Origin of the sequence: Ochrobactrum sp. AP1BH01-1, from assembly GCF_018066705.1 — a bacterium.
GTDB lineage: Bacteria > Pseudomonadota > Alphaproteobacteria > Rhizobiales > Rhizobiaceae > Brucella.
In genome coordinates, this window is the sequence record NZ_JAGPOU010000004.1 from 22940 (window position 1) to 45195 (window position 22256).

Sequence of the window (22256 nt, forward strand, 5' to 3'; positions counted from 1 at the left end):
AATATGCAGATTAAGGATCGGGTATTTCTAATTACAGGTGCCAGTTCTGGCCTCGGGGCTGCGGTTGCAAAGTTGGCTGTCAACGCCGGCAGCAAGGTCGTACTTCTTGATGTGAACGCAGAAGCAGGCGAAGCACAGGCCAAGGCGCTTGGTGCGGCTGCAAAGTTTCACCGCACAGATGTCACCAGTGACGAGGATGGCAAAGCAGCTATCGCAGCCGCGGTGGAGACGTTCGGGCGCGTCGATGTACTCGTCAATTGCGCCGGAGTGGCTCCGGGCGAAAAGGTCCTGGGCCGCGACGGCGCGCATAGGCTGGAAAGCTTCACGCGGGCAATCTCGATCAATCTCATCGGTACGTTCAATATGCTGCGCCTTGCCGCCGAAGCCATGGCAAAGAACGAACCCGGCGAAGGCGGGGAGCGCGGCGTTATCATCAACACCGCATCGGTTGCAGCCTTTGATGGCCAGATCGGACAGGCGGCCTATTCCGCTTCCAAAGGCGGCGTTGCTGCAATGACCTTGCCGGTCGCCCGCGAACTTGCGCGTCACGGCATTCGCGTCATGACCATCGCACCGGGAATTTTCGCCACACCGATGATGGCCGGCATGCCGCAGGAAGTGCAGGATGCTCTCGGTGCATCAGTGCCCTTCCCGCCCCGCCTCGGACGCCCGGAAGAGTATGCGGCTCTTGCCTGCCATATCGTGGAAAACCAGATGCTCAACGGTGAAGTCATCCGCCTGGACGGTGCACTTCGCATGGCAGCGAAATAAAGCAATTCCAGGAAAAGTGGAAACCGGTTTTCCGTCCGGAATTGCGTACGGAAAGAACCAGCGAGGAACAATCATGTCCAACAGCGATCCTATTGTCATTGTCGGCGCTTCCCGTACTCCCATGGGCGGCTTTCAGGGCGATTTCGCCAGCGTCCAGGCGACGGACCTCGGTGCAGCCGCCGTTCGCGGCGCACTTGCCGGCGCGGGCCTTGCGCCGGAAGCGGTCGAAGACGTCTATATGGGCTGCGTTCTGCCCGCCGGTCAGGGACAGGCTCCGGCACGTCAGGCTTCGATCAAAGCCGGAATACCCGTTTCCACTGGCGCAACGACCGTCAACAAGATGTGTGGCTCCGGCATGAAGGCAACCATGCTTGCCCACGATCTTCTCCTCGCGGGTTCGGCGAATGTGATCGTATCGGGCGGCATGGAAAGCATGACTAACGCCCCCTATCTGCTGCCCAAGGCACGTGGCGGCTACCGTATGGGACACGGCCAGATTCTGGACCATATGTTCCTCGATGGACTTGAAGATGCTTATGACAAATGCCGTCTCATGGGCACCTTTGCCGAAGATTGCGCGGAAGCCTATCAATTCACCCGTGAAGCTCAGGATGAATTCGCCATTGCCTCGCTAACGCGTGCGCAGAATGCTATCAAGGACGGGCTTTTCGCCGCAGAAATCACGCCCGTTACAGTGAAGGCTGGTCGCAATGAAGTTGAAGTTTCGATTGATGAGCAGCCCGGCAAGGCTAAGCTCGATAAAATTCCGACCCTTCGCCCGGCATTTCGCGACGGCGGCACGGTGACGGCCGCCAATTCCTCCTCGATCTCGGATGGGGCAGCTGCCCTCGTCCTCATGCGCGCATCCGAAGCGGAAAAGCGCGGGCTCACCCCACGCGCGATTCTGGTCGGCCATGCGACCCATGCCGACAAACCGAACCTCTACCCCACCGCTCCCATCGGGGCGATAAGCAAGCTATCCGAGAAAATTGGCTGGAATCTGGGAGACGTCGATCTCTTTGAGATCAACGAAGCTTTTGCGGTCGTCGCCATGGCCGCCATGCGCGATCTCGATCTTCCGCACGACAAGGTCAATATTCATGGCGGTGCCTGCGCGCTTGGCCATCCGATCGGCGCGTCGGGTGCGCGTATCCTCGTCACCCTGCTTTCAGCTCTCGAAACCCACGGTTTGAAGCGCGGCGTAGCCGGCATTTGCCTGGGTGGCGGCGAAGCAACTGCAGTCGGCATCGAAAGGATCGTTTGATGCTCTTGAACGATACGCAGGAGCAGATTCGCGAGGCCGCCCGGCAATTCGCACAGGAACGGCTTGCGCCGGGCGCTGCTATACGCGACAGAGAACACGCTTTTCCGCGCGCGGAGCTCACCGAAATGGGAGAGCTTGGCTTTCTCGGGATGCTGGTGCCGGAAGAATGGGGCGGTTCCGATCTCGGCACGGTTGCCTATGCGCTGGCGCTTGAAGAGATTGCGGCTGGTGACGGTGCATGTTCGACCATCGTTTCGGTCCATTCATCGGTCGGCTGCGTTCCGATCCTGCGTTTCGGCACCGAAGAACAGAAACAGCGGTTTCTGCCCAAAATGGCATCCGGTGAATGGATTGGCGGATTCGCATTGACCGAACCCCAGGCCGGATCTGACGCCTCCGCGCTCAAAACGCGCGCACGCCGCGATGGCGATCACTATGTAATTGATGGTTCCAAGCAGTTCATCACATCGGGCAAGAACGGCAGCGTGGTGATCGTGTTTGCCGTTACCGATCCATCGGCCGGCAAGAAAGGCATTTCCGCATTCATCGTGCCGACCGATACACCGGGTTACGAGGTCGTGGCCGTTGAACATAAGCTGGGCCAGCATTCGTCTGACACCTGTGCGCTGGCTTTCACCGATATGCGCATTCCAGCGGAAAACCGTCTGGGCGAAGAGGGCCAGGGCTACAAAATCGCGCTTGCCAATCTGGAAGGCGGCCGCATCGGCATTGCTGCGCAATCAGTCGGCATGGCCCGCGCAGCGTTTGAAGCTGCATGTGCTTATGCCAAGGAGCGCATTACATTCGGCAAGCCGATCATCGAACATCAGGCTGTCGCTTTCAGACTTGCTGACATGGCAACAAAGATTGAGACGGCCCGGCAGATGGTCCTGCACGCAGCCGCGTTGCGCGAGGCAGGCAAACCCTGCCTGACGGAAGCGTCGATGGCTAAGCTTGTAGCCTCCGAAATGGCAGAACAGGTCTGCTCCGCTGCGATTCAAATTCATGGCGGCTATGGCTATCTGGCTGATTATCCGGTTGAGCGCATTTATCGCGATGTTCGCGTCTGCCAGATTTACGAAGGCACCAGCGACGTGCAGCGTCTGGTCATTGCGCGAGGACTGTGACCGCCTTCCGCAATAATGTTTGCAAGTCACGATGAAAATCGGCCAAAGAGCGCATGCGGATATGCATATATCCGCATGCAGGATGTGAGGCCCGATGGCTGTTCGCCCGATTGCAAGCTATCCGGATAAGCGACTGCGCGCCCTAGCCGCGCCGGTCACCATATTCGACAGCGCTTTGCAGGAACTTGGCACCGATCTTCTCGACACGATGCGTGCAGCACCCGGCATCGGCATAACGGCGCCGCATATCGGCGTATTGAAGCGTCTGGTAGTTTTGGAACTGCCTGAATCGAGTCCGAAATTCTATGTGAATCCGGAAATCGTCTGGGCCTCAGAAGAAAAAATCCTTTACCAGGAAGGCAGTGTCTCGATGCCAGGCGTTGTCGATGAGGTCGAACGCCACGCCCGCATCAAAATCCGCTATCAGAACCTCGACGGGAACGAGCAAACCGAGGAATCTGAAGGTCTGCTCGCCGTCTGCCATCAGCACGAAATAGATCAGCTTGACGGTATTTTCTGGGTTCAACGCCTTTCGCGATTGCGCCGAGACCGCCTCATCAAACGCTATGAGAAATCGCAGCGCCAGAGATAACCGTCACTGCGATACTCGTTTAATAAAGCAGACGAGCGCGAATAGTGCCCGGTATTTCGCGAATGGCCTGTAACACCGTTTCGCTGGCCTCCCCCACGCCGTCAGCTTCCATTACAAGGTAACCCACTTCGCCATCGGTCTGTAGAAACTGACTGGCGATATTGATGTTATGTGTCGAGAAAACATTCACGAGGCTGTTGAGAATGCCCGGGCGGTTTTCATGCACGTGCATGAAACGTGTGCCGGTTGGACGTGGCGGCAACTGCACCTGCGGGAAGTTGACAGCACCCAAGGTAGAGCCGACATCGGAATATTCGACCAGCTTTCTGGTCACTTCCGTGCCGATGCGTTCCTGTGCTTCTTCCGTCGATCCTCCGATGTGGGGCGTCAGAATGACATTCTCCAGCCCCTGAATGGGCGAGACGAACTTGTCATTGTTGGAAGCCGGTTCAACCGGAAACACGTCGATGGCAGCGCCAGCGAGGTGACCTTCCTGCAGGACTTTTGCCAAAGCCTCCAGATCGACAACCGTACCGCGTGCATTATTGATGAGGAATGCGCCCTTCTTCATCTTGCGCAGCTTTGCTTCGGTAATCAGCTTTGAAGTCGACTTGTTGGACGGCACGTGCAGGCTGACAACGTCCGAAATCTTGAGCAGCTCGTCGAGGCTCGCAGCCGGTTTGACATTGCCATATTGCAACTTGTCGGAGGTGTCGAAGTAGCGGACCGTCATGCCCAGGCTTTCGGCCAGATTGCCTACCTGCGAACCGATATTGCCGTAGCCGATAATACCCAGTGTCTTGCCGCGCACTTCGCGGCTGCCGATTGCTGTCTTATCCCAACCGCCTGCATGAGCGGAGACCGAACGCGGAAAAATCCGGCGCATCAGCATTATGATTTCGCCAATCACCAGTTCCGCCACCGAACGGGTGTTCGAAAATGGTGCGTTGAAGACCGGAATTCCGCGCTTACGGGCAGCTTTAAGTTCAACCTGGTTGGTCCCGACGGAGAAGCAACCGACAGCGATCAGGCGGTTGGCTGCGGCAAAAATCTCTTCGGTCAACTGTGTCCGGGAACGAATACCGACAATATGTGCTGACGAAATCGCTTCGATCAGATCGGCCTTGTCCAGCGCCTTCGGCAAGTGCGTAACGTTAGTGTAACCGGAGGCTTTGAAATAATCTACGGCCGTCTGATTGATGCCTTCCAGTAGAAGAACATTGATGCGGTCGCGTGCGAGGGAGAGACGTTCAGTCATTTTGGGGATTTCCAGGCTGTAACAGCGAATAGTCGGTTTACGACATGAATGAACGCAAAGCCGTCGTCAACAGGATGAACTGAAAGATTTTACCCCTATTGCAGATTCACGAAGAAAGTGAACGGGCGATCACCTTTCCAGAACTCCGGGGAGGCCTAATTGATAGGTCATTGGCACGCGACAAAAGCTAATATTGTCTTGCGTGCGTAATGGCGTCGTACTTCATGACAGCAACCGGAGGAATGCACTCCATGAGCGAAATGATCACCCTCGACACACATGAAGCCATCCGGGACTGGGTGGCTGCTCGCAACGGAAATCCGGCTTTTGTCAGCACTTCTACCGATCCAGATGCTGCGCCGGTCTTACGAATTGTTTTCGAGCCAGAGTTTGTCGCCGATGTCGAACGCCCGCTGGATGCGGGCGGTCTTGAAATCGTCGAGTGGGAAGATTGGTTTCGCCTGTTCGACCGGGAAAAACTGGTGATGCTGGTGGCGCGTTCAAAGCCGGGGAAACTCGATACTTATTACCAGATTCTTCCGAGCTGATCGCTTTCCGGGCAATTACCAAGCATATAAGGCGGACCAGTTTCAAGCCGGCCTGTCGGCCTGAATCTTCAGCCCTTCAGTTTCCGGCCGATGGTTTCTGCGACCAACGCCAGCGAAATGGCCCCGGCATCAGGATGACCAATGCTCTTGTCGGCCAGCGGTCTGGCGCGACCAAGTTTCGGAGCAAGGGGCGCTGTTGCTTCGGCTGCCGCCTTTGCTGTGTCGGCAGCGTTATTCCATGCGTCCGCCAGCGGAACACCTGATGCAAATTCGCTTTCAAGCGTTTCCACAAAAGGCACGAAAGCATCCACCAACGTCTTGTCGCCGGGTTTTGCCCGGCCAAGCGTAGTAACGGCATCAAGCGCGCGCCTGCCGCCACGGACGACCGCACCATCATCGATGCTGCCATTGTCGGAAAGTTCCGCGCTCCATGAGCGCAGCAGAAGTCCCCACAGCGCTCCAGATGTTCCCCCAGCCCGGTCAGCCCATGCGTCACCGGCTACAGCCAATACGCTTGCGGCCCCGGCTCCAGCTTTCACGGCTTGATCCGCAGCCTCTTTTGCAGCCGCGGAGCCCCGTCGCATGCCCTGCCCGTGATCGCCGTCGCCGGCAAAGGCATCGATGCGGCCCAGTTCTTCTTCGGCTTCGACCAGTGCGTCGGCGATAGCATGCAGAATAGCTTGGATGCACACGCCTCCGGCGCGTCCTGCCTCATCCGCTTGAGCAAAATCGGGATTTGCATCCTCACTGGTGACGATATCGTCCGCAGGCTCGACTGCAATCGCTTCCCCGCGACGAAGAACCGGCGTATCGCAGGCGGCTGTCCAATAGCGCTCGAGCTCGTCATCGAGCCAAAGGAGGGTCAACGAGCAACCTTGCATATCAAGGCTGGTGACAAATTCACCCGCTTCTGGAGCTACAATATCGAGATCGGCTTTTTCCAGAAGCGACGCAATCGCCGTCCACAAGACAAACAGCTCTTCATATTTTGTCGCACCAAGGCCGTTCAGAATAACCCCGACTCTTTGCGTTCCCTTCGGACGTTCCGCCAGAAGTTTCTCCACCAGCAAGCTCGCCAGACCGGAGGCAGGCAGGATTGCTTCTTCCTTGATCCCCGGCTCGCCATGAATGCCGAGGCCAAGCGCCATCTGGCCTTCCGGCACAGTAAAGAGCGGATGTGGTGCTCCTGGCAACGTACAGCCTTTGAATGCAACGCCGAATGAAACGGTGTTCGCGTTGGCATGACGGGCCAGCCGCTCGACTTCGTCCAGAGACAGACCGGCTTCGGCAGCAGCACCGGCAATCTTGAACACGACCAGATCGCCAGCAATGCCGCGCCGCTTGTCATGCATATCTGCCGGGGCACTGGCCACGTCGTCGGTTACCGGTACTATGCGGACATCAATACCCTCGGCGCGCAGGCGCTCGGCAGCAACGCCGAAGTTGAGGACATCGCCAGCATAATTCCCGAAACCCAGAAGAATACCGCCACCTTTGTGCGCCTGGCGGCAAACACGAGCCACCGCCGCTGTGGATGGCGAAGCAAATACGTCACCTGCAACAGCTGCGTCCGCCAGGCCGGGCCCCACATATCCCGCAAACGCCGGGTAATGACCAGAACCGCCACCGACGACCACAGCGACCTTGCCTTGGGGCACCTTTGTGGAACGAATGACGCCGCCGCGGACATGGCGAACATAGCGATTATAGATATTGGCAAAGCCGGCGAGAGCGGTCGAGGCAAACTCCTCGGGCGCATCGAAAATAGTCGTCATTAAAACAGTCCTTGGTCTGGGGCATTAGCCGCGTGGCAGAATACGGCGCAGATAGTCACGATTTGTAGCCGAAACGGAAAGTCCGTCGCCACCATAATGTTCGCATAAAAATGGGCTGGCAAATCCGTGATCCAGCGCCATTCTGATCACCGTGCGATAATTGATGATGCCGCTTTCAAGGGGAGCCGGATGCGTGACGATTACACCGGACGCGGGGTCTTCGGTGCGGATGTAGTTCTTGACGTGCCAGAACTTTGCGTAAGGCGCCACCTTCTCCATCATCTGCTGCCAATGCTCGACCGGACGGTGCAGTCGAATGAGATTGCCCAGATCAGCGTTGATTCCGACATTGTCGAGACCAACTTCCTCAACAAAACGAACCGAACTGTCCGCAGTACCAAGATATGTATCCTCATACATTTCAAGCGAAAGCTCTATACCGAGCTCCTCCGCATGGCGTCCGAGTTCGCGAATTCGCTCCACGGCCTTTTTCCAGACAGCCGGGTCATCCGGGTTCTTCGCCCCGTCAACCGTCCAGAACCACAATGCCTGTTTCTGTGCATTCGTCAGCGGTTCAAACAATCCGAAGGAAACACTGCCGGCGCCGATCTCTTTCGCCGTGTCGATAACCCGATGCCCATAGGCCAGATATTCATCACCGCGTTGGACGTCGATCACGCTGCGCCGCGAGGTCGAAATTGCCGGAATGGTCAAGCCCAGCGATCTAACAACGGCCATAAACTCGTCGAGGCGCGCGGGTGACAAATCTGCGAGCCGCAGCCAGCTATCCGTCGGGTCAAGTTCCGTAAAGCCTGCATCCGCGACATCGGATAAAGTATGCGCCCAACCTTCGGACGACTGATCCTGCACGGAGCTGCCATCCGGCAGTATGTTGGGATGCTGGATCATCGCTGCAGCAATTGGCCAGGTTTCCCGTGTCCATTTGGAAGTCGTCTGTTTCAACTTACATTCCTGTTCTTTTACATGATCCATCGAGATCAGGCCGCATTGCCATTGTTTGAGGGAAGTTCGGGCGTCCGGTTCCGAAGCTTGCTGATCGCCCAGAAGATGGCTGGCGAGACCAGCAGAAAGACGCCGAGCGTCATCAGTGAAGCAACGAGACCATTCGACCAGAATACAGAAAGCTCACCGCCGGACATCATCATCGATTGGCGGAATGCATCTTCAGCCTTGTCTCCGAGAACCATGGCGAGAACCAACGGCGCCAGCGGATAATCGAGCTTCTTGAAGATATAGCCGAGCACACCAAATGTGATCACCAGCCAGACGTCGGTTATCGAGTTGGCAACCTGATAAGCGCCCGAAAAAATGACCGCGACAATGATCGGACCGATGATCGAGAACGGCACGCGCAGGATTGATGCATAAAGCGGCACGGTCGCAATCACCAGAATGACGGCGACAATGTTGCCGAGATACATGGAGGCAATCAGACCCCAGACGAAATCCGGACGATCCGTGAACAATGTCGGACCCGGAGTGAGCCCCCATATCATCAGCCCACCCATCATCACGGCAGCGGTTGCCGAACCCGGAACGCCGAGTGCAAGCATGGGGAGAAGTGCAGATGTTCCGGCCGAATGGTCGGCGGTTTCCGGTGCCACGATACCGCGAGGATCGCCTTTGCCGAACTTCGATTTGTCGCGTGCAGAACGGCGAGCCACCCCGTAGCTCATGAAGGATGCAGCGGTTGGTCCGGCAGGCGTTATGCCCATCCAGATGCCGATCAGCGTGGAACGAACGAGCGTAAACCAATAGCGCGGCATTTCGAGAAGAGTGCGCCCGATCTCACCAAGACGCACCCGCGCCTTGATACCGTCGAAACGAAGCCCCTCCTCAGTTGTCAGCAACAATTCACCGATCCCGAACAGGCCCATTACTGCGATCAAAAAGGAGATACCCTTGATGAGTTCCGGTATGTCGAATGTCAGGCGCAGATTGCCGGAGATCGTGTCCATACCTACAGAAGCAAAGGCGAAGCCAATCATCATGGAAACGAGCGTCTTGAACGGCGATTGCGCGCCCATGGATATGAAACTGGCGAAAGCCAGAAAATAAACAGCGAAATATTCCGGGGATGAAAACCGCAGGGCGAAATTGGCGACCCAGCTTGAGAGCAGTGTAATCATCACCACGCCAGCCAGTGCGCCGATCCCAGCCGAGACGAATGCCAGCGTCAGCGCGCGGCTCGCATGTCCGGCCTTCGCCATCGGATAGCCGTCGAAAGTGGTGGCTACGGACGAAGGTTCGCCCGGAATGTTGAACAGAATGGACGTTGTCGACCCGCCGAACAGTGCCCCCCAATACATGCACGAGAGCAGAATAATCGCGGAGATCGGGTCCATCGTGAATGTCAGCGGCAAAAGCAGGGAAACGCCATTGGGCGCGCCCAATCCCGGCAGGACGCCAACCAGAATTCCAAGCGTCACCCCCAACATCATCAGCAGAACGTGATTGAAGCTGAGTATGTGGGCGAAGCCGTCCATCAGGAGACTGAAGTTTTCCATGTCTTTCCTCCAAAGACATCGGACTTTCCGGTATCAATAAATCCCGAAGAAAGCCTCGACCGGACCTTTAAGGAGCGGAACCTTGAAGCCGATTTCAAAAATGATGAAAAAGAAGAGCGAAACCGCAATACCGGCTGGCAAGGAAGCCCACCACTTGTAGCGTCCTTGAAGCATCATCGCTCCAGCGATGTAGAGTGCCGTGCCGACATAAAGTCCGAGAACCGTCGATATGGCAGCGAAGGCAACCAGCGGCAAGGTGAAACCGAGAACCGGTTTCAGCCGGGAGAGCTCAACGAAGACTTCTCTGCTATCGCGATGTTTTACAAATGCCGAAACAAGATTAACAGCACTTCCGAACAGGATCAGCAGGCCGATGTAGAACGGAAAATAACCCGCATCCGGCCCCATTTCCGTCCAGCCCGTACCGGCCTGTTGCGAGCCGTAACAAACCGCAGCCCCCAGCGCGCCCGTGAGGAGAGCCACGCCCGCCTCGACGGTGAAGCGGGAAATTCCGCCTTCGCCATTCTCACTCATATGATGAGCTCCTTCGATGGAAGATGCAGGCGCCAGCGGCACCTGCACAAATGCCCAAACATCAGTTGGCCAACCAGCCTTCACGCTTGAGCACCGCCGTTACCGCCGTTTCATCATTCTTGATAAAGGACGAAAGGTCGTTTCGGCTCATATACGCGGCAGATTGCGAACTATCGGTGAGATATTTCGCCCATTCAGGTGTTTCAGAAACCTTCTTGAGTACGCCCGCATAATAGTCGACGACTTCCTGATCGACCCCTGCTGGCAGCCAGACGGTGCGTGGCATGGAGTAATTTTCGATTGCGATCCCTGCTTCCTTGCAGGTTGGAATGTCGCTCCACCCCATATCGCCAGCGACCTTGCCTTCCCCCTTGAGCTTTTCGCTCTTGAAGACACAAAGCGGCTTCACCATACCGGCCTGCCACTGGCCGAGATTCTCGCTCGGATTGTTGACATTCGCCGCAATATGCTCGCCTGCAAGCTGAACCGCAGCTTCCCCACCGCTCTTGAACGGAATGTAGCCGAGCTTTGAGCCCGTGGCCTCGTTGATCATGGATGTGAGAATCTGGTCAACATCCTTGGACTGGCTTCCGCCAACCTTCATGCCCGCATCGTCCTTCGCCCTCGCGATGAACTCTGCGGCTGTCTTGAACTCAGACTTTCCATGGACCCATAGAATGAACTCGTCCGCAGCAAGCGCCGAAACGGGGATCAAATCATCCGATTTATAAGGAACCTTGGCGCGCACCGGCAAGAGATAAGCGTTGTTGGTGCCGAAAGCGAGTTTATAGGGATCGCCCTTGTAGCCTGCGGTATAGACAAAACCCTCGGCCCCGCCTGCACTCCCCTTGTTTGTGACGACGATGGGCGCGCTCATCAGCTTATACTTGCCGATGATTGACTGGATCGTACGCGCAAAAATATCGGTCCCTCCGCCCGGTCCAGCGGTCACGACAAATTCCACAGGACGCGTCGGCTCGAATGCGAGCGCGGGCAATGCAATCACCGCCACTCCCGCGGCGAGGCATGCAATATGCACAGACTTCTTCATGTTGTATCCTCCCAGTTAGGCGGCACGGGCCTCCCCCCATGCCGATCATGTCAACGTGACGAAAAATCAGCAAGCACCCGAAAGTGCTGCGGCTCTTTTCGTCATCCGCGCCGCAAGCAGGATTGCTTCACGCGTGGCTCCCACGTCGGCAATCCCTTTTCCGGCAATATCGTAGGCCGTGCCATGGGCCGGCGTGCAAAGCGGAAAGGGCAAGCCGCCCATCATTGTCACCCCTTTGTCGAATCCCATCAGCTTCATCGCGATCTGGCCCTGATCGTGATACATGGTCAGCACCGCCTGAAAGCCATCTTTCAGAGCACGCAAAAACACCGTGTCAGCCGGGAACGGGCCGTCCACATTGAACCCCTTCGCCTTGGCCGACTTTACCGCCGGTTCAATGATATCGATTTCTTCCATGCCAAAACTGCCACCGTCACCGGCGTGTGGATTAAGACCGGCTACTGCAATCTTCGGGTTGTCGTATCCCGCCTTTTTAAGGCACGCCCAAGCCAGTTCGAGCTCAGCAAGAATTCCTTCGACAGTCAGCGTCGATGCTACATCCTTGAGCGGAATATGCGACGTCACGCGCGCGTTCCAAACCTTCTCCAGAACGTTGAATTCACGCACCTTGCCCGTGAAGTTCAGCACATCGGCAACAAAGCGGATTTCGTCGTCGTAGCCCGGATAGGCAAACCGCATGGCCTGCTTGTTGAAAGGCGTAAAGCACACAGCCTCCGCGTGACCTGCATCGGCAAACTTCAATGCGGTACGAAAATTGTGGGTTGCGAAAGTTCCACCGACCAACGTCGCCTCGCTACGCACGACATCCTTCGGATCGAGATTCTTCAGGTCAACGAAGACGTGCTTGCCCAACGGCATGTTAGGCGCATTCTCGATATTGGCATCCTGCAGATCAAGCTCGACAGCCGCGACACGCGCACCCTCATCCAGAACGCGGCGATCACCGAAAACGATAAGATGCGCTTCTCTTTTGACCTCCGGCAAGGCGAGAAGACGCGCCGTCAGCTCGGGACTGACACCAGCTGGATCTCCCATTGCAAGCGCAATTACGCTCGGTTCAGCGCCAGTGGCGGTCATTCGCATCCTCCTCGTCTGCATTCTGTATGCAGCATGCATAAGATAGTCGTCTGGATGGCGCAAGCATTTTGTATTCTGTATGCAGCATTTTATATTGACGGTTGAGAGCGGGCCGGCCATCTTCGCCTGAGATGGTGAGATAAGGATTCGAGCTCACTCTTTGAGAAAAAGGCCGATGGACGAAATTCAGAAAACCGAGCAAGCCGATAACGGCTCACATGCGTTCCGCCGGACTGCTTTGCACGATATGCTCGTCAACCATCTGCGTGACATGATTATCGAAGGGCAGCTGGAACCGGGCACGCGCCTGCATGAAGGTCAACTGGGCGAACAGCTTGGCGTGTCCCGCACACCGCTGCGTGAAGCGATCAAGTATCTGGCGAGCGAAGGTTTGGTGGAACTTGTTCCAAGCCGCGGCGCTGTTGTGAAACGGTTCAGTGCCGCCGATGTAAAAGACATGCTTACAGTCCTGCGCACCTTGGAAGAGCTTGCCGGAAAGCTCGCCTGCGAACTGGCGACCGACGGGGAAATCGCAGAGGTTCGGGGACTGCATGATGAGATGATCGAGCGCTATAAGCACTCTGACCGCCTGCAATATTACAAATTGAACCAGCAGATTCACCTCGCCATCGTTCGCCTTGCCAAGAACCCGACGCTGGCTGACATCCACCAGATGCTGCAGACGCGATTGAAACGAATCCGCTTTGTAGGACATGAGGGCGCGGAGAAATGGGCAGCCGCAGTGTCCGAGCATGAAGAAATGATTGAGGCTCTGGAAGCCCGCGACGCGACCCGGCTATCCGAAGTATTAGGGCGCCATTTGACAAAGGCTTGGGAGCGCGTTCGCGACACCCTGTAGGCACTCAGGCTGCCAACTTGTCTGTTTGCCTCGATCGGCAGGACAATGGACCGTTTGATCGAAAACCATCTACATCGTCCCCTCGCGCTACATATCGCACCGGGCACTTTACGCTGGTCCGCATTGAACCAGCGCAACATGTACCAGCAGGCGCTTCGACTTTACCGATAGATGCCTGTATGGATCTCTCCGTCCACACCACACCAGGCACGATACATGCCGGGACTGTTGAACGGCAGGCTGACATTGCCCTTGCGGTCCACCGCAACAAGACCGCCAGAACCGCCAATTTCGCCAAGTTCACGGACAACGGCACCCGCCGCTTCGCCCAACGACTGCCCCGCCCAGCGCATCCGCGCATCAATTTCATGACCCACGGCCCAGCGAATGAAATATTCTCCGTGTCCTGTGGCTGAAAGCGCGACTGTCTGGTCATCCGCCCAGGTTCCCGCCCCTATGACCGGGCTGTCACCCACGCGTCCCGGTGTCTTGGCCGTCATACCGCCGGTAGAGGTAGCGGCAGCCAGATGTCCGAAGCTATCCAATGCCACAGCGCCTACCGTGCCGTGCTTGCGGGCGGGATCGCCATCGTCGGCAGCGCCGCTGCGGCGCCGCGCCATTTCCTCGTGCAGTGCCTTGCGACGCTGTTCTGTGGAGAACCATTCCCGAGCCATCATTTCCAGACCGGCTGCTTCGCAAAAACGCTTGGCTCCTTCGCCAGCCAAAAACACGTGTTCAGTCTGTTCCATGACAGCACGTGCCGCCAGCACAGGATTGCGCGGTCCGCAAATTCCAGAAATCGCTCCACAAGCACGAGTTGCGCCATCCATGATGGCTGCGTCCATCTCATGCGTTTCATCCGCTGTGAAAACGGCTCCGCGACCGGCGTTGAAGAGAGGGTTTTCTTCCAGAGCAATCACCGAGGCGGTCACGGCATCTAGTGCCCTGCCACCACCACGCAGGATATCCAGCCCAGCTTGCAGGCATTCCCGCAGACCAGCGTGATAGGCCGCTTCCTTCTCCGGCGTCATATTGGCCTTCACAATGGTGCCGGCGCCGCCGTGCAATGCGATTACGGGTACAAATTCGGACATCTTAACTCACTGTTGAAGAGGCTCTCAAAGTCAGAACGGCTCGAAGAACCGTACAAGCTATCTAAATGTATCCGCCTGTTTTGACTGGTTCGTTTCGCTTTGCATATTTTCGAGTTCCCTGGGCAGTGGCGAGCTTGAACAGCGTAAATGCATCTCGCGAACGAACTGTTTTCTCCGCTTCTCGTCGTTCTCTTTGATGGCTGCTGCAATACCCAGACCATAAGGACCTATAAGAAGTCCGGGAGCCAAGTCGGAAACCTTTTTTTCCCTCGCCTCGTAGTTCACAGCCTCTGCACGAATCTCTTCGCACTGCGGGGACTGCCATTTGGGGTCCTGGGATGAGAGAGTAGCAGCATAGTTTTGCGGCGATGTCGTACATCCGACCGCGGCCAATAATAGGAGGCAAACGGCCCCTACCCCTAGATATCTGATTACCATTTCGTTCCATTTCTACGAGCGATAGATTTCAACTGCAATGCAAGCGCTCTATTCTGGCGCATTGCCATTGGCCGCGAGTATTGCATCCGCTGCCAGTCCGCCTGCCATCCGGTAATCGTCCGGCCAGTCTTCATCATCAAATACGCAAAGCGCAATTGTCGCACATCTTTGCCTCTCCCTCAGGATAGCAAGTGCGATTGCATCGACAGGCGTTACTTTTTCGTTCGCTTCCGAGACTTCGCGCCACAATTTTCTGGCCGCATCTACAATGTCATGGGGAAATTCCATGCCGTTTGCCTTTTAACGTGATTCAATGCGCAGCAAATTTCGGCTCGTCGAATCACAAACTCTTACCCGCTGTTTCTATCGTTTCACAGTTCAATGCGGCAGACACTTCTCATCAATGCCGCATTCGACGAAACACCTGGCCGCGAATGACTGCAACTGTCACGATTTTATGACTGCAATCGCAAATGCCTTAGGTTAGGCTCGCCGCGGAATACTACCTTGGAAATCTCAGTGGAGAGGCGTGGCATGATGGTTGAATCCAGACCCGTTCGCATCATTCGGACGGTTGTTGAAACATTGCGCCCCCAGTTTAACGTAGAGTTATGGGACGGTACGCGCATAGGTACATTCGACGGCCCGTCATTGGTGATCAACGATCCGACAATCGTTCGGCAACTACTTCTGAAACCCAACTACGATACACTGATAGATATCTGGACATCCGGCCGCGTTGATATCAGCGGTGGCACAATCTTCGATCTTGCAAAAGCCAAAACCGACGGGAGCGTGAAGAAAAGGCTGAAAGAGTTGCCAAAATGGCAATTGCTGAAGGATCTTCCTGCGCTGTTATTCGCTGGCAAAACCAACACGCGCGAAATTCTGGACGGCAAGGAGCCTTTCGTCAGCGGATCGAGCAAGGAAGCGATTACGCATCACTACGATGTCTCCAACGAATTTTACCGCCTGTTTCTCGATGAGCGGATGGTTTACACCTGCGGGTACTTTACCGATTGGGCGAACGATATCGACCAGGCCCAGAAGGACAAGCTCGAACTCATTTGCCGAAAATTACGCCTGAAGCCCGGCGACCATCTTCTGGATATCGGTTGCGGCTGGGGCGCACTTCTTATCTATGCAGTACAGAATTTTGGCGTCATCGGGACCGGTGTTTCGTTGTCGGAAGCCCAAACCGCACTTGCCCGCGAGCGGATCAGGATGGCAGGTCTTGAGGAAAAGATTACCATCCACGTCAAATCCTATGCCGACCTTGACGGTCAATTCGACAAAATCTCGTCTGTGGGCATGTTCGAACATGTAGGCATCGCCAATTACGACACCTATTTCAGCGCGGTGAACCGTCTTCTTCGCCCCGGCGGACTTTACATGCATCACGCGATCACGCGCCGCATGAAAAAAGACAAGAAATCCTTCAAACGCAAAAGTGCCGAACACAAAGCTTTGGTGAAATATATTTTCCCCGGAGGGGAACTCGACCATCTCGGCATGACGGTAGAAAACCTTGAAGGATACGGATTCGAGGTCCACGATGTCGAAAATCTGCGCGAACATTATGGCCGGACCTGTCGGCTATGGTGCGAAAGGCTTTATTCCAATTTCGACAAAGCCGTTGCGGAGATCGGTTATCCGAAAGCTCGTCTCTGGTTGCTCTATCTTGCAGGATGTTCGCTGGCATTCGAACGGGGTACCGTCCAGATTAACCAGACGCTAGCCTCCAAGCGCAAACGTGGCATTTCTGCTGTGCCTCAGACCAGATCGGATATCTACGCCGGGTTCGGGAAATCTGCCAGCAATTGAAGCGTGCCGACAATCTGATCTTAATCCAATAATGCGGCGATAGGTTTGACGAGCGGCCCTATTCTTTTTTGTAAAGCGTACGCGACCGTTCAAGATGGCGAAGCATGGCAGCTTCAGCGCGGTCTGCATCCCTTGCAGAAAGGCAATCCAATATTTCCTCGTGCTCCACGAGCGTATATTTCTCCTTGCCGGTCCAGATGAGCATGTGAGTGTGATACTCTTTCAGCCAGGCAAGCATGGCTTCGCTCACTGCCACCAATATGGGATTACCGGAAATCCTCGCTATCCGGACATGAAATTCCATATCCGCGGTGATGAAAGCATCTGCGTCACCGAGCGATTCCCGCTGCCGTTCGACGATTTCCCGCAGTTCGCCGATGTCACCGTCCGTTATCTTCTGCGCGGCCCCGCGAACGATACCGCGCTCGAAAAAAATGCGCGCGCTCTTCAAATCTTCCAGCGTGTCCATTGACTGCGCGAGCATAATCTTTGCGGTCGGGTCTACCTGTTGAAAAATCGACCTTGCCGTCAGCTTCAGGACCTTGGCGCGTTCTCCATGGGAAATGCTCACCAGCCCCATTTTGGCAAGAGACTGCATCGCCTCGCGAATTGCCGGGCGACCAACGCCGAAACGTTCCATCAGGACTCGTTCCGACGGCATTTCATCTCCCGGCTCCAGCTCACCGGAAGTGATCATATTTTCGAGCCGGTCAAAAACTTCGTCGGATAATTTGCGACGAACAATAGGTTCGAATGGCTGGTTCATTACATCTCACCCTCAGGAGCTTTTCCCTCTTATGCATCTTCGACTGCCGGGATGGAAGTTATTTGCCCCAAGCGGCCCAAGCCCCGCACAATTTTTCGCTTGCGCATAATGGAATACTCATTATACCAGTTTATATCTATAAACCAGCGGAGGTTCGCTGGCAACGAACCAGCAGCCTGTTCCGGTAATAACCATGTTCATTAACCTGACCTATCGCATCGAGACCACCGGCAGCATTGAGCAGATGGCTGCCAAGATTGCGAGCGACCAGTCGACCGGAACCTTTGTCCCCCTTGCCGGTGAAACGGAAGAACTGAAGGCGCGTGTTGCAGCACGCGTACGCGAAATTCGTCCGCTTGAGGATACAACGATACCAGCATGGCCGGAGCTGAAGCCCGGACAAGGCCCCATCAAGCGCGCCGATGTCGATATTGCTTTTCCGCTAGATGCAATCGGCACCGATCTCGCAGCGCTGATGACAATCGCGGTCGGCGGCGTTTATTCGATCAAGGGAATGACAGGCATCCGCGTGGTCGACATGAAGCTGCCGGAAGCCTTCCGCGGGGCGCATCCCGGCCCGCAATTCGGCATCGCCGGAAGCCGTCGCCTTACCGGCGTCGAGGGACGCCCAATTATCGGCACCATCGTCAAGCCCGCTCTCGGCCTACGTCCGCATGAAACAGCAGAACTTGTCGGCGAACTCATCGAGTCAGGCGTCGATTTCATCAAGGATGATGAAAAGCTGATGAGCCCGGCCTATTCGCCCCTTAAAGAACGCATCGGCGCGATCATGCCGCGCATCCTCGATCACGAACAGAAGACCGGCAAAAAGGTCATGTACGCATTCGGAATCTCCCATGCCGATCCCGAGGAGATGATGCGCAACCATGACATGGTGCTGGAAGCCGGCGGTAATTGCGCCGTAGTCAACATCAATTCCATTGGCTTTGGCGGCATGAGCTTCCTGCGCAAGCGCTCCGGCCTTGTTCTGCACGCGCATCGTAATGGCTGGGATATTCTGACCCGCAATCCAGGCGCCGGTATGGATTTCCGCGTCTATCAACAATTCTGGCGTCTGCTCGGTGTCGATCAGTTCCAGATCAACGGTATTCGTGTGAAATATTGGGAGCCGGACGAAAGCTTCGTCAACTCTTTCAAGGCTGTCAGCACGCCACTGTTCGACCCGTCTGATTGCCCGCTTCCCGTTGCTGGTTCCGGCCAGTGGGGCGGACAGGCGCCGGAAACTTACGAGCGCACGGGCAACACCACGGATCTGCTTTATCTATGCGGCGGCGGCATTGTCAGCCATCCGGATGGCCCGGCAGCTGGTGTTCGCGCCGTCCAGCAGGCATGGGAAGCAGCAGTCGCTGGCATCCCGCTTGAAACATATGCCGCGGATCATCCTGAACTCGCAGCCTCGCTCGCAAAATTCGGAAAAGATGGCGAACAATGACCACGGCTTCCTACGAACTGCTGCTATCCTATTACGGCGACGACCTAACCGGCTCAACCGATGTCATGGAGGCACTTGCTTCCCACGGCATTGACACTGTTCTGTTCATGAACGTGCCGGATGAAACGCTGCTTGCACGCTTCTCGCACTGCAAAGCTATCGGTTTGGCCGGCACCAGCCGCAGCGAAACGCCGGACTGGATGCAGGAGAATCTCACGCCCGCTTTCAGATGGCTGAAAAGCCTCAACGCAGCGATTGCCCATTACAAGGTCTGTTCGACGTTCGATTCAGCACCGCAAATCGGCAACATCGGCAAGGCCGTTGAAATCGGCAAAGCGGTCTTCGATCAGGCCTATGTGCCGCTCATTGTTGGCGCACCGCAGCTCAAGCGCTACACCGCTTTCGGCAATCTGTTCGCCGCATATCAGGGCGAAACCTACCGTATTGATCGTCATCCGGTTATGAGCCGCCATCCGGTCACGCCGATGCACGAAGCAGACCTGCGTTTGCATCTGGCTCATCAAACAGCGCTGAAAACCGTGCTTGCTGATCTGGTCACTCTTTCAGCCCAAGATGCAAATGCGCGTGTAAACGCCATTGCCAACACTGCCGACGGCATGGTGCTGTTCGACGTCGATAGCCATGAAAGCCAGTTGCAGGCAGGTGAACAGCTCTGGCGCTTACGCCCCGATACAGGCTGGTTCGTTGCGGGGTCATCGGGTGTTGAATATGCACTGCTGGCCGCGTGGACCAAGGCCGGGCTGATCGGTGCGAAAAGGGAATTTCCACTTCCAGGCAAGGCTGACCGCATCGCGGTCGTTTCAAGCAGCGTCTCTCCGACTACAGAACGCCAGATCCGCCATGCGACAGCATCAGGCTTTACCGGCATTAATCTCAATCCCCTCGATCTTCTTCGCGAAAACAGCAACCAGGCCATCGAAACCGCCATTACTGAAGGCCAAAAGGCGCTCAAGCTGGGGAATAGCGTGATCATTAATACTGCGCTCGGCCCGTCGGCTGATCGCGGCACGGAAATCGACAAGGTCGCAGGCAGCCGCCACAAACTGGCGCGCAGCCTCGGCTTCATTCTCCGAAGCCTTGTCGAGCGCGAACAACTGACCCGCGCGGTCATTGCAGGCGGTGACACCTCAAGCCATGCATTGCGCGAATTGCATGTTGATGCGCTCACCACGCTTTTGCCGCTTCCGCAAACTCCGGGATCACCGCTTTGCACAACACATGGCGCACACGCCGCCACCGACGGCCTGCAGATTGCTCTCAAAGGCGGCCAAGTGGGCTCTGACAATTACTTTAGTCAGATTCGCGACGGAACCCCCACTTGATCTGGAATACTCATTGACTGGTTATACCAGTTACGCTACCAAAAGTACGGGAAGGAAATATAATCATGACAGCTATCGCTTTGTTTGGAGCGGGCGGCAAGATGGGCTACCGTCTGGCCAAGAACCTCAAGGGTTCGCGCTTTGACGTACGCCACATCGAAGTCAGCGACGCTGGCAAGGCCCGCCTCAAGAACGACCTTGGCATCGACACTGTTGATGCTGACGCGGGTCTTGAAGGTGCTGAGGTGGTTATTCTGGCGGTGCCGGATACCATCATCGGCAAGGTTGCTGCGGGCATCGTCGACAAGCTCAAGCCAGGCACAATGGTTATTGCGCTCGACGCAGCGGCACCATTTGCCGGTCATCTGCCCGAACGCGCAGACCTCACCTATTTCGTGACCCATCCATGCCATCCGCCGATCTTCAACGACGAAACGGACATGCAGGCCAAGAAGGACCACTTCGGCGGTCTGTTTGCAAAGCAGCACATCGTTTCGGCTCTCATGCAGGGTCCGGAAGAAGCCTATGCGCTTGGTGAAGAAATCGCCAAGATCATCTGGGCGCCAGTCATGCGTTCGCATCGCGTAACCGTTGAACAGCTTGCAATCCTCGAGCCGGGCCTTTCGGAAACCGTTGCAGCTTCGCTCTTGGTTGTCATGAAGCAGGCGATGGACGAAACCGTCCGTCGCGGCGTCCCTGAAGAGGCTGCCCGCGACTTCCTGCTCGGACACATGAACGTTCTCGGCGCTGTCATCTTTGGCGAAGTCCAGGGCGTATTTTCCGATGCCTGCAATAAGGCAATCGAATTCGGAATTCCCGCGTTGATGCGCGACGACTGGAAGAACGTTTTCGAACCGGCAGAAATCGCAGAAAGCATCCGTCGCATTACGTGACGTCACTTGGGAGAGCGGCGCACGCTCTCCCCTTTTTCCGCCCTTTTGGGAAATGGGGCTTATTGGGAGGTCTACATGAAATTCACACGTAGAAAAATTGCGCGCGGTCTCGCGATTGCAGCCGTCTCGGCAACATTGGCAGGCGGCGTTGTCATGCCGGCATGGGCTGCCGATCTGATCGCGATCATCACGCCATCGCATGACAATCCATTCTACAAGGCCGAAGCTGACGGCGCCGCGGCCAAGGCCAAGGAACTTGGCTACGAGACGCTGATCCTTCAGCATGACGACGACCCGACCAAGCAGTCGCAGCTCGTCGATACGGCCATCGGTCGCGGTGCAAAGGCGATCGTACTCGACAATGCCGGTTCGGAAGCATCAATTGCCGCCGTTCAGAAGGCAAAGGACGCCAAAGTTCCTTCATTCCTGATCGACCGTGAGATCAACGCCTCGGGCGTTGCGGTGTCGCAGATCGTATCAAACAACTATCAGGGCGCGCAGCTCGGTGCGGAAGAATTCGTCAAGCTGATGGGCGAAGCCGGCAATTACGTCGAACTGCTTGGTCGCGAATCCGATCTGAATGCCGGCACCCGCTCCAAGGGCTATCACGACGTCATTGACGAATATCCGGACATGAAGATGGTTGCTCAGCAATCGGCCAACTGGAGCCAGACCGAAGCTTTCTCCAAGATGCAGAGCATCCTGCAGGCAAATCCTGACATCAAAGGCGTGATTTCCGGCAATGACACCATGGCCATGGGCGCATGGGCAGCACTTGAAGCTGCAGGCCGCAAGGATGTTATCGTTGTAGGCTTCGATGGCTCCAACGATGTTCGCGATTCCATTAAGGCCGGTGGCATAAAGGCAACCGTTCTTCAGCCGGCCTATGCCCAGGCACAGATGGCAGTTGTCCAAGCTGATCAATACATCAAGACCGGCAAAGGACCTGCTGAGGAAAAGCGGCTGATGGATTGCGTGCTCATCAATCCTGACAATGCCGACAAGCTCGAAACCTTCGCCTTGAAGGACTAATCCGCGAC

General features: G+C 56.2%; 21 protein-coding genes. 11 read left to right on the forward strand and 10 right to left on the reverse strand.

Annotation, left to right across the window (positions count from 1 at the left end; genetic code table 11):
• Nucleotides 1-3: 3 nt before the first annotated feature.
• From J9800_RS15045 to J9800_RS15060, 4 genes are all read left to right on the forward strand, one after another.
• On the forward strand, nt 4-771 hold the full coding sequence (locus J9800_RS15045; protein WP_114217349.1) for a 3-hydroxyacyl-CoA dehydrogenase: 768 nt from the start codon (nt 4-6) through the stop codon (nt 769-771).
• A gap of 73 nt (nt 772-844) precedes the next feature.
• Nucleotides 845-2035 (forward strand): acetyl-CoA C-acyltransferase, encoded by a 1191-nt coding sequence (locus tag J9800_RS15050; RefSeq protein WP_114217350.1) that lies wholly within the window; start codon nt 845-847, stop codon nt 2033-2035.
• Nucleotides 2035-3162, forward strand: coding sequence for an acyl-CoA dehydrogenase family protein (locus tag J9800_RS15055; RefSeq protein WP_114217351.1), 1128 nt, complete (start codon nt 2035-2037; stop codon nt 3160-3162). The genes J9800_RS15050 and J9800_RS15055 overlap by 1 nt, the downstream gene beginning before the upstream one ends.
• A 94-nt stretch (nt 3163-3256) precedes the next feature.
• Nucleotides 3257-3754 carry a peptide deformylase gene (locus J9800_RS15060; RefSeq protein ID WP_114217352.1) on the forward strand — a complete coding sequence of 166 codons (498 nt, stop codon included), beginning with the start codon at nt 3257-3259 and terminating at the stop codon, nt 3752-3754.
• A 19-nt stretch (nt 3755-3773) separates the two neighbouring features.
• Here the strand turns inward: J9800_RS15060 and serA are convergent, their stop codons facing one another.
• A complete protein-coding gene (gene serA / locus J9800_RS15065; RefSeq protein ID WP_112586053.1) occupies nt 3774-5012 on the reverse strand; it encodes a phosphoglycerate dehydrogenase in 1239 nt (412 codons plus the stop codon).
• Between the two features lie 251 nt (nt 5013-5263).
• Between serA and J9800_RS15070 the strand changes: the two genes are divergently transcribed.
• The gene (locus J9800_RS15070; RefSeq protein WP_114217353.1) at nt 5264-5560 is read left to right on the forward strand and encodes a hypothetical protein; all 297 of its coding nucleotides are present in this window, start codon (nt 5264-5266) and stop codon (nt 5558-5560) included.
• A gap of 68 nt (nt 5561-5628) precedes the next feature.
• On the opposite strand, the gene J9800_RS15075 is transcribed toward J9800_RS15070, so the two are convergent.
• The 6 genes from J9800_RS15075 to J9800_RS15100 form a co-directional block, all read right to left on the reverse strand.
• Nucleotides 5629-7335 (reverse strand): dihydroxyacetone kinase family protein, encoded by a 1707-nt coding sequence (locus J9800_RS15075; protein ID WP_114217354.1) that lies wholly within the window; start codon nt 7333-7335, stop codon nt 5629-5631.
• Nucleotides 7336-7359: 24 nt separating this feature from the next.
• Entirely contained in the window at nt 7360-8328 is a 969-nt protein-coding gene (locus J9800_RS15080) for a sugar phosphate isomerase/epimerase family protein (RefSeq protein WP_114217355.1), read from the reverse strand.
• 5 nt (nt 8329-8333) lie between these two features.
• Complete coding sequence (locus J9800_RS15085) at nt 8334-9863, reverse strand: tripartite tricarboxylate transporter permease (protein ID WP_114217356.1); 1530 nt, start codon at nt 9861-9863, stop codon at nt 8334-8336.
• Nucleotides 9864-9896: 33 nt separating this feature from the next.
• On the reverse strand, nt 9897-10397 hold the full coding sequence (locus J9800_RS15090; protein WP_114217360.1) for a tripartite tricarboxylate transporter TctB family protein: 501 nt from the start codon (nt 10395-10397) through the stop codon (nt 9897-9899).
• 61 nt (nt 10398-10458) lie between these two features.
• Nucleotides 10459-11448, reverse strand: a complete 990-nt coding sequence (locus tag J9800_RS15095; RefSeq protein WP_114217357.1) for a Bug family tripartite tricarboxylate transporter substrate binding protein — start codon at nt 11446-11448, stop codon at nt 10459-10461.
• A 66-nt stretch (nt 11449-11514) separates the two neighbouring features.
• Nucleotides 11515-12546 (reverse strand): 4-hydroxythreonine-4-phosphate dehydrogenase PdxA, encoded by a 1032-nt coding sequence (locus J9800_RS15100; protein WP_114217358.1) that lies wholly within the window; start codon nt 12544-12546, stop codon nt 11515-11517.
• Between the two features lie 175 nt (nt 12547-12721).
• Here J9800_RS15100 and J9800_RS15105 point away from each other — a divergent pair, with 175 nt between their 5' ends.
• Nucleotides 12722-13405, forward strand: coding sequence for a GntR family transcriptional regulator (locus tag J9800_RS15105; RefSeq protein ID WP_114217359.1), 684 nt, complete (start codon nt 12722-12724; stop codon nt 13403-13405).
• Between the two features lie 161 nt (nt 13406-13566).
• Here the strand turns inward: J9800_RS15105 and J9800_RS15110 are convergent, their stop codons facing one another.
• Together J9800_RS15110 and J9800_RS15115 are read right to left on the reverse strand one after the other, a co-directional pair.
• On the reverse strand, nt 13567-14499 hold the full coding sequence (locus J9800_RS15110) for an isoaspartyl peptidase/L-asparaginase family protein (RefSeq protein WP_210845871.1): 933 nt from the start codon (nt 14497-14499) through the stop codon (nt 13567-13569).
• A gap of 486 nt (nt 14500-14985) precedes the next feature.
• Nucleotides 14986-15225: a hypothetical protein gene (locus J9800_RS15115; RefSeq protein ID WP_114215786.1), complete on the reverse strand. Its 240-nt coding sequence runs from the start codon at nt 15223-15225 to the stop codon at nt 14986-14988.
• Between the two features lie 246 nt (nt 15226-15471).
• On the opposite strand from J9800_RS15115, the gene J9800_RS15120 reads away from it, so the two are divergent.
• Nucleotides 15472-16761: an SAM-dependent methyltransferase gene (locus tag J9800_RS15120; RefSeq protein ID WP_210845872.1), complete on the forward strand. Its 1290-nt coding sequence runs from the start codon at nt 15472-15474 to the stop codon at nt 16759-16761.
• Between the two features lie 58 nt (nt 16762-16819).
• Here the strand turns inward: J9800_RS15120 and J9800_RS15125 are convergent, their stop codons facing one another.
• Complete coding sequence (locus J9800_RS15125; protein WP_114215788.1) at nt 16820-17527, reverse strand: transcriptional regulator NanR; 708 nt, start codon at nt 17525-17527, stop codon at nt 16820-16822.
• A 193-nt stretch (nt 17528-17720) separates the two neighbouring features.
• On the opposite strand from J9800_RS15125, the gene oiaX reads away from it, so the two are divergent.
• The 4 genes from oiaX to J9800_RS15145 all read left to right on the forward strand — a co-directional run bounded on the left by oiaX (nt 17721) and on the right by J9800_RS15145 (nt 22248).
• Entirely contained in the window at nt 17721-18980 is a 1260-nt protein-coding gene (gene oiaX, locus J9800_RS15130; protein WP_114215789.1) for a 3-oxo-isoapionate-4-phosphate decarboxylase OiaX, read from the forward strand.
• Entirely contained in the window at nt 18977-20323 is a 1347-nt protein-coding gene (locus J9800_RS15135) for a four-carbon acid sugar kinase family protein (RefSeq protein WP_210845873.1), read from the forward strand. Before oiaX ends, J9800_RS15135 begins: the two co-directional genes overlap by 4 nt.
• A gap of 65 nt (nt 20324-20388) precedes the next feature.
• Nucleotides 20389-21216 (forward strand): phosphogluconate dehydrogenase C-terminal domain-containing protein, encoded by an 828-nt coding sequence (locus J9800_RS15140; RefSeq protein ID WP_114215791.1) that lies wholly within the window; start codon nt 20389-20391, stop codon nt 21214-21216.
• 75 nt (nt 21217-21291) lie between these two features.
• Nucleotides 21292-22248 (forward strand): D-ribose ABC transporter substrate-binding protein, encoded by a 957-nt coding sequence (locus tag J9800_RS15145; protein WP_210845874.1) that lies wholly within the window; start codon nt 21292-21294, stop codon nt 22246-22248.
• Nucleotides 22249-22256: the final 8 nt, after the last annotated feature.